Genomic DNA, 7,256 nt, shown 5'->3' with positions numbered 1-7,256 from the left:
GGCGCGTTCGATGTGGGCCTCGATCCTGCCGTGCAGCAGGGAGAGGGCGCACCAGCCCTGGGCGAGGGCGGTGAGTGCGGGATCGGTCGCTGTCATGGCCCCGAAGTCCTCCGTACAGAGTGGGTCTCTCCAGGATAGGACATGGGCGCAATTTCCCGCCGATGCGGCTATAGCGCGCATGCAAGCAAGCGCCGTGCTCTTCCTGGGCCGATGCCCGGCGGGCCGGATGCCGCAGGGGGCCGGAGCGCTCGGCTCCGGCCCCCAGGGGGTGTCTCGTCAGGCGGCGATCTTCTCGCCCGCGTGGCCGTGGACGCGCGCGATCACCTCGGCCAGCTGGGCGGCGACCTCGGCGTCGTCGGCCGGGTGCGTCTCGGCGAAGCGGGTCACGGAACCCGGGATGGACAGCTTGACGTCCTCCAGCACCTTGCCGCCGGCGATGCCCACGGCCTTGCGGGCCTCGTCCTGCGCCCACACGCCGCCGTACTGGCCGAACGCGGTGCCGATCACGGCCACCGGCTTGCCGCCGAAGGCGCCGGCGCCGTACGGGCGGGACAGCCAGTCGATGGCGTTCTTCAGGACGGCGGGGATGGTGCCGTTGTACTCGGGGGAGAAGAGCAGGAACCCGTCGGCGGCCTGGGCGGCCTCGCGCAGCTTGGCGGCCGCGGCGGGGACGGTGCCCTCGACGTCGACGTCCTCGTTGTAGAAGGGGATGTCGGCCAGGCCCTCGTACAGCACGACCTCGGCGCCCTCGGGAGCGAGCTTGACGGCCGCCTCCGCCAGCTGACGGTTGTGCGAACCGGCGCGAAGGCTGCCGACGAGCGCGAGGATGCGAACAGACATACGAACTCCAAGGATGCTGAAACACTGCCGAAACGATCCGGACCGGGGTCCGTTTAACTTCTAGCATCCTAAGCGGACTGCGGTCCAGTTTCATTCCCGATGCTTTACGCTGGCTTCATGTCCGCCGCTCTGCCGTCCTTCCCGCAGCCGGAGGAGTCTCTCGGCACACCCCCGGTGCTCGACGTGGGCACCGCCTCCGACGAGCCCTGCCTGCGAGCCGACGCGGCCCGCAACCGCGCCCGGCTGCTCGAGGCCGCCTCCCGGCTGATCGCCGAACACGGCGCGGCCGGCGTCACCATGGAGGCCGTCGCCGCGGCGGCCGGTGTGGGCAAGGGCACGGTCTTCCGCCGCTTCGGCGACCGCACCGGCCTCCTCCTGGCCCTGCTCGACCACTCCGCGCGCACCCTCCAGGCCGACTTCATGGGCGGCCCGCCCCCGCTCGGCCCGGGAGCGCCGCCGGTCGACCGGCTGCGCGCCTTCGGGCTCGCCGTGCTCTACCGGTACGTGGAGCAGCTGGACCTGCAGCTGGCCGCGCAGCCCGAGGCCTCCCGGCGCTTCGCCCACCCCTTCCAGCAGGCCCTGCAGACCCACGTCACGATGCTGCTGCGGCAGATCCGCCCCGGCGCCGACTGCGAACTGCTGGCGCACACGCTCCTGGCCTCCCTCGATCCCGCCCTGATCAGCCACCTCACCCGGCAGCGCGGCATGCCCCTGGAGCGGCTGGAGAAGGGCTGGGTCGACCTCGTGGCCCGGGTGACCGGCACCGACGTCTGACGCACCCCGCGCGGAACCGGCCAAGATCGGTGCCGACGACCTGATGCCCGGACGGCTGCCGCCGCCTAGGCTGAGCACGGTCCACATCGAACGGCCGTCCGGCCGTGAACACGCGGAGCCGGCCGACCCGCGGTGACCGTGGCGTACCGCGGCTCCGGCCGGACCGCGCGCGGGCACACGGCGTCGACGCCAGGGAGGCGTGCATGCGCACCACGGTCGGCATCATCGGCGGCGGCCCCGCCGGGCTGCTCCTCGCCCGGCTGCTGCACCGCGCCGGGATCGACTGCGTGGTGCTGGAGAGCCGGTCGCGGGAGTACGTCGAGCAGCGGCAGCGCGCCGGGATGCTGGAGCAGGGCACCGTCGACGCGCTCCGCGAAGCCGGTGCCGCCGCGCGGCTGGACACCGAGGGCCTGGTGCACCACGGCATCGAACTGCGCTTCGACGGCGAACGCCACCGCGTCGACTTCCCGTCCCTCACCGGCGGCCGCACGGTGACGATCTACGCGCAGACCGAGGTCGTCAAGGACCTCGTGGCGCTCCAACTCGCCGAAGGACCCCCGCTGTTGTTCGAAGCGGAGGCGCTGGCCGTGGAGAAGCCCGAGAGCGGGGCGCCGGTCGTACGGTTCCGGCACGAGGGCCGCGAGCGCACCCTCACCTGCGACTGGGTGGCCGGCTGCGACGGCTTCCACGGCATCTCCCGCGGTGTGCTGCCCGCCGGCCGGTCGTACACGCGCGCCTACCCGTACGCCTGGCTGGGCGTGCTGGCCGAAGTGGCCCCGTCCTGCGAGGAGTTGATCTACGCACGCAGCGAACGCGGCTTCGCCCTGCACAGCATGCGCTCCCCGTCGGTGTCGCGCCTCTACCTCCAGGTGCCCGAGGGCACCGACGCCCGCGACTGGCCCGACGACCGCGTCTGGGACGAACTCGCCGCCCGCTTCGCCGTCGGCGACGACTGGGCGCTGTGCCGCGGCCCCATCACCGCGAAGTCGGTCACGCCGATGCGCGCCTTCGTGCACGAGCCGATGCGGCACGGCCGGCTCCTGCTGGCCGGGGACGCCGCCCACATCGTCCCGCCCACCGGCGCCAAGGGACTCAACCTCGCCGTCTCGGACGTCCGGATCCTGGCCCGCGGACTCGTCGAGTGGCACCGCTCCGGCGAGTCCCATGTCCTCGACCACTACAGCGAGTTGTGTCTCCAGCGCGTGTGGCAGGCCACCCGGTTCTCGGACGACATGACCAGGATGCTGCACACCCGGCCCGACGGCGACGCCTTCGACCACCAGGTGCAGCTCGCCCGGCTGCGCCGGATCGCCGCATCCCGTGAAGCGGCCGCCGAACTGGCCGCGAACTACTCGGGACTTCCACTTCCGCTGTGAACCCCCGGTGACCGAACGGAGAGCCGTCATGCCGTTGCTCGACCCCCAGTCCTGGCAGCCCCGCCCCCTCTCGGGAGGCGAACACACGGTGACCGAACCGGCCACCGGCGAGGCGCTGGGCACCGTCACGCTGGCCTCCGCGGACGACGTCACCGCCGCCGCGCGAGCCGCCCACGGCGCCCGGGCCGCGTGGGCGCGGCTGCCGCACTTCGCCCGCGCAGCGGTCCTGCGCAGGGCGGGCGACCTGTTCGCGGCCCACGCCGACGAGCTGCGCACCTGGCTCGTCCGCGAGTCCGGTTCCATCCCGGGCAAGGCCGACTTCGAACTGCACGTCGCCGCCCAGGAGTGCTACGAGGCCGCCGCCCTCGCCTCCCGCCCCGCCGGGCAGGTCCTGCCCACCGAGGCGCCCCGCCTGTCGTACACGCGCCGGGTGCCCGCGGGGGTCGTCGGGGTGATCGCGCCGTTCAACGCGCCGCTGATCCTTTCCATCCGCTCCGTCGCGCCCGCCCTCGCGCTCGGCAACGCCGTGGTCCTCAAGCCCGACCCGCGCACCGCCGTCTGCGGCGGCCTGGCCCTGGCCGCGGTCTTCGCCGAGGCGGGCCTGCCCGAGGACCTGCTGCACGTCCTGCCGGGCGGCGCCGAGGCCGGGCAGGCGCTGGTCGCCGACCCGCACGTCCCGGTGATCTCCTTCACCGGGTCCACGGTCGCGGGCCGGGCCGTCGGCGAGGCCGCCGGACGCCACCTCAAGCGCGGGCATCTCGAACTCGGCGGCAACTCCGCCCTGATCGTGCTGGAGGACGCCGACCTCGACGCGGTGATCTCGACGGCCGCCTGGGGGTCGTTCTTCCACCAGGGGCAGATCTGCATGACGACCGGCCGGCACCTGGTGCACCGGTCGCTGTACGAGGAGTACGTGGAGCGCCTCGCCGCGAAGGCCGACTCCCTGGCCGTCGGCGACCCGCACCGCGACCAGGTCCACCTCGGCCCGCTCATCGACGGCGGGCAGCTGGACAAGGTCCACTCCCTGGTGGAGGCCAGCGCCTCCGGCGGCGCCAAACTGGCCGCGGGCGGCACCCATGAGCGGCTGTTCTACCGCCCGACCGTCCTGGCGGGCGTCGACGACGACTCCCCGGCCTACGCCGAGGAGGTCTTCGGGCCGGTCGCGCCGGTGCGCTCCTTCGCCGACGCGGAGGAGGCCGCCGCCCTCGCCGCGGCGAGCCCGTACGGGCTGTCGCTGGGCATCGTCACCCGGGACGCCGCCCGGGGCCTGGACCTCGCCGAGCGGATCCCGACCGGCATCGTCCACATCAACGACCAGACCGTGAACGACGAGGCCGTCGCCCCGTTCGGCGGCGTCGCCGCGTCCGGGACCGGCGCCCGCTTCGGCGGCGACGCCAACCTGGACGCGTTCACCGACGTGCGCTGGACGACGGTGCGCGGCGACGTGGCCGGCTATCCCTTCTGACCGGCACGGCCGGTCCGGCACGGGCCCACGGGTTCCGGGGGCGGAACCCGTCCGGCCGCCGGACCGGACCTCACTGCCCCTGCTGCTCGGCCTGCTCCTGCTGGGCGGCGACGGCCTTGCGGACCTCGTCCATGTCGAGCTTGCGGGCCTGCCCGATGACGTCGGCCAGCGCGGCCTCCGGCAGGGCACCCGGCTGGGCGAACACGGCGACCCGGTCCCGCACGATCATCAGCGTCGGGATCGACTGGATGCCGAACGCCTGCGCGAGCTCCGGCTGCGCCTCGGTGTCGACCTTGCCGAACACCAGGTCCGGGTTCTCCTCCGCCGCCTTCTCGTACACGGGGGCGAACTGACGGCACGGCCCGCACCAGGACGCCCAGAAGTCGATCAGGACGAAGTCGTTGTCCGTGACGGTCTGGTCGAAGTTCTCCTTGGTGAGCTCCATGGTGCTGCTCATGGCGTATCCCTCTTCCTGGGTGTCCGGGCGAAGCATCGGCGACAACACGGCCGCGCAACCGCGTATTCCGCGCACGTACCCGTGTGGCCAGCGGGCACACCACCCGTAAGACTGACCCCATGACGGAAACGGATTCCATCGCGTACGACGTCGTGGTGCTCGGAGGCGGACCGGTGGGGGAGGTCCTCGCCGAACGCACCCGCGCCGCCGGCCTGACCACCGCGGTCGTGGAGAGCGAACTGCTCGGCGGCGAGTGCTCCTACTGGGCCTGCATGCCCAGCAAGGCGCTGCTGCGGCCGGTCATCGCCCAGTCCGACGCCCGGCACCTCCCCGGCCTCTCCGAGGCCGTCCAGGGCCCCCTGGACACGGCGCGGGTGCTCGCCCGGCGCAACGAGGTCACCAAGGACTGGCACGACGACGGGCAGGTCACCTGGCTCGAGGGCACCGGCGCCGAGCTCTACCGCGGGCACGGCCGCCTGGCGGGTGACCGCACCGTGGAGGTGACCGGCCCAGACGGTACCCGGCGCGTGCTCACCGCACGGCACGCCGTGGCCGTCTGCACCGGCAGCCGGGCCGTCCTGCCCGACCTGCCGGACCTCGACAAGATCAAGCCGTGGACCAGCCGCGAGGCCACCAGCGCCCAGGCCGCGCCCGGCCGGCTCGTCGTGGTCGGCGGGGGAGTGGTCGCCACCGAGATGGCCACCGCCTGGCAGGCCCTCGGCTCCCGGGTCACCCTGCTCGTGCGCGGCAAGGGCCTGCTGAACCGCATGGAGCCCTTCGCCGGCGAGATGGTCGCCCGGTCCCTCACCGAGTCCGGCGTGGACGTCCGCACCGGCACCTCCGTCACCTCGGTGACCCGGGAGGGCGGCACGGTCGTCGTCGTCACCGACCAGGGCGACCGCATCGAGGCGGACGAGATCCTCTTCGCGACCGGGCGCGCCCCGCGCAGCGACGACATCGGCCTGGAGACGATCGGGCTGGAGCCGGGCTCCTGGCTGGAGACCGACGACAGCCTGCGCGTCACCGGACGCGAATGGCTGTACGCCGTAGGCGACGTCAACCACCGCGCGCTCCTCACCCACCAGGGCAAGTACCAGGCCCGGATCGCCGGCGCGGCCATCGCCGCACGCGCCTCCGGGCCCGGGGAGCCGGACAGCGCGGCCTGGGGCGCGCACGCCGCCACCGCCGACCACGGCGCCGTCCCGCAGGTCGTCTTCACCGACCCCGAGGCCGCCGCGGTGGGCCTGTCCCTCGCCGAGGCCGAGCAGGCCGGCCACCGCGTCCGGGCCGTCGACTACGACATCTCCTGGACCGCGGGCGCCTACCTGTACGGCGAGGACTACCGCGGGCAGGCCCGCATGGTCGTCGACCTGGAACGCGAGATCCTGCTCGGCGTGACCTTCGTCGGACCCGGCGTGAGCGAGCTCCTCCACTCGGCGACCGTCGCCGTCGCCGGCCAGGTGCCGATCAGCAGGCTGTGGCACGCGGTCCCGTCGTACCCGACCATCAGCGAGGTCTGGCTGCGGCTGCTGGAGACGTACCGCGACAGCTGACCCGCTCAGCCGGGCAGGTCGAACCCGAGGGCCCGCGCCGCCTCGACCGGCGCGGGCTCGGCCCAGAACTCGGCCATCGCCTGGTTCGAGGCGAGCGAGCGCGGCTCCGCCCGGTCCAGGTAGAGCATCCCGTCGAGGTGGTCCGTCTCGTGCTGCACGATCCGGGCGGGCCACCCCGTGAACACCTCGTCGACGGCGCGCCCGTGCTCGTCCTCGCCCCGCAGGCGCACCTCGGCGTGCCGGGCCACGACCGCCTGGTACCCCGGCACGCTCAGACAGCCCTCGTAGAAGGCGGCCCGCGCCGGTCCCGTCCCCTCGTACGACGGGTTGACCAGCACCCGGAACGGCTGCGGCACGCGGCCGCGCGCCACGCGCACCTCGTCCGGGACGGGCGCCGGGTCCTCGATCACCGCGATCCGCAGTCCGACCCCCACCTGCGGCGCGGCGAGCCCGACACCCGGAGCCGCGTGCATCGTCAAGCGCAGCGCCTCGACGAACCGGGCCAGCAGCGCCGCGTCCAGTTGCCCCTCGTACCGTGCGGCGGGACGCCGCAGCACCGGGTGGCCGGCCGTCACGAGGGGCAGCGGGCCCTCGGTGGAGAGAAGCCGCTCGATCTGCTCGGCGAGGGGCGCGCGGTCGTTCGGAAGAGCCATCGCCCCAGCATGCCATGCGGCCCGGCCGCCCTCTGAACTTCCCTGTGGTGCAGGTCACTTGGGGTGCCGGGAACTCCCGGGCCCGCCGGTCCGACTACCGGACCGCCCGAGCACTGCCCGTCCCCACCCCCGGAGACC

7 protein-coding genes and 2 pseudogenes are annotated in these 7,256 nt (G+C 73.7%); 5 read left to right on the top strand and 4 right to left on the bottom strand.

Translation table 11 applies throughout. The features are described 5' to 3' along the window. Together ADL34_RS32425 and ADL34_RS32420 are read right to left on the bottom strand one after the other, a co-directional pair. Positions 1–96 (bottom strand): annotated as a pseudogene (locus ADL34_RS32425) (MarR family transcriptional regulator); the annotation flags it as partial. Positions 97–276: 180 nt separating this feature from the next. After that, complete coding sequence (locus ADL34_RS32420; protein ID WP_062671644.1) at positions 277–840, bottom strand: NADPH-dependent FMN reductase; 564 nt, start codon at positions 838–840, stop codon at positions 277–279. Between the two features lie 99 nt (positions 841–939). Here ADL34_RS32420 and ADL34_RS32415 point away from each other — a divergent pair, with 99 nt between their 5' ends. From ADL34_RS32415 to ADL34_RS32405, 4 genes and pseudogenes are all read left to right on the top strand, one after another. Continuing rightward, positions 940–1,614 (top strand): TetR/AcrR family transcriptional regulator, encoded by a 675-nt coding sequence (locus ADL34_RS32415; protein ID WP_199835667.1) that lies wholly within the window; start codon positions 940–942, stop codon positions 1,612–1,614. 13 nt (positions 1,615–1,627) lie between these two features. Then, positions 1,628–1,741, top strand: a pseudogene (locus ADL34_RS36960) (LacI family transcriptional regulator); the annotation flags it as partial. Between the two features lie 76 nt (positions 1,742–1,817). Next, positions 1,818–2,990, top strand: coding sequence for a 4-hydroxybenzoate 3-monooxygenase (locus ADL34_RS32410; protein ID WP_062671642.1), 1,173 nt, complete (start codon positions 1,818–1,820; stop codon positions 2,988–2,990). Positions 2,991–3,018: 28 nt separating this feature from the next. Then, on the top strand, positions 3,019–4,455 hold the full coding sequence (locus ADL34_RS32405; RefSeq protein WP_062671640.1) for a benzaldehyde dehydrogenase: 1,437 nt from the start codon (positions 3,019–3,021) through the stop codon (positions 4,453–4,455). Positions 4,456–4,525: 70 nt separating this feature from the next. On the opposite strand, the gene trxA is transcribed toward ADL34_RS32405, so the two are convergent. Continuing rightward, positions 4,526–4,912, bottom strand: coding sequence for a thioredoxin (trxA, locus tag ADL34_RS32400; protein ID WP_062671638.1), 387 nt, complete (start codon positions 4,910–4,912; stop codon positions 4,526–4,528). A gap of 119 nt (positions 4,913–5,031) precedes the next feature. Between trxA and ADL34_RS32395 the strand changes: the two genes are divergently transcribed. Then, positions 5,032–6,465, top strand: a complete 1,434-nt coding sequence (locus tag ADL34_RS32395) for a dihydrolipoyl dehydrogenase family protein (protein WP_062671636.1) — start codon at positions 5,032–5,034, stop codon at positions 6,463–6,465. Between the two features lie 5 nt (positions 6,466–6,470). On the opposite strand, the gene ADL34_RS32390 is transcribed toward ADL34_RS32395, so the two are convergent. Continuing rightward, complete coding sequence (locus ADL34_RS32390; RefSeq protein WP_062671634.1) at positions 6,471–7,118, bottom strand: peptide deformylase; 648 nt, start codon at positions 7,116–7,118, stop codon at positions 6,471–6,473. Positions 7,119–7,256 lie beyond the last annotated feature (138 nt).

The sequence above is a fragment of the Streptomyces sp. NRRL WC-3605 genome, assembly GCF_001509795.1.
GTDB lineage: Bacteria > Actinomycetota > Actinomycetes > Streptomycetales > Streptomycetaceae > Streptomyces > Streptomyces viridochromogenes.
The sequence above is the reverse complement of the archived record's forward strand: the minus strand, read 5'-3'. Positions and strand labels throughout refer to the sequence as shown.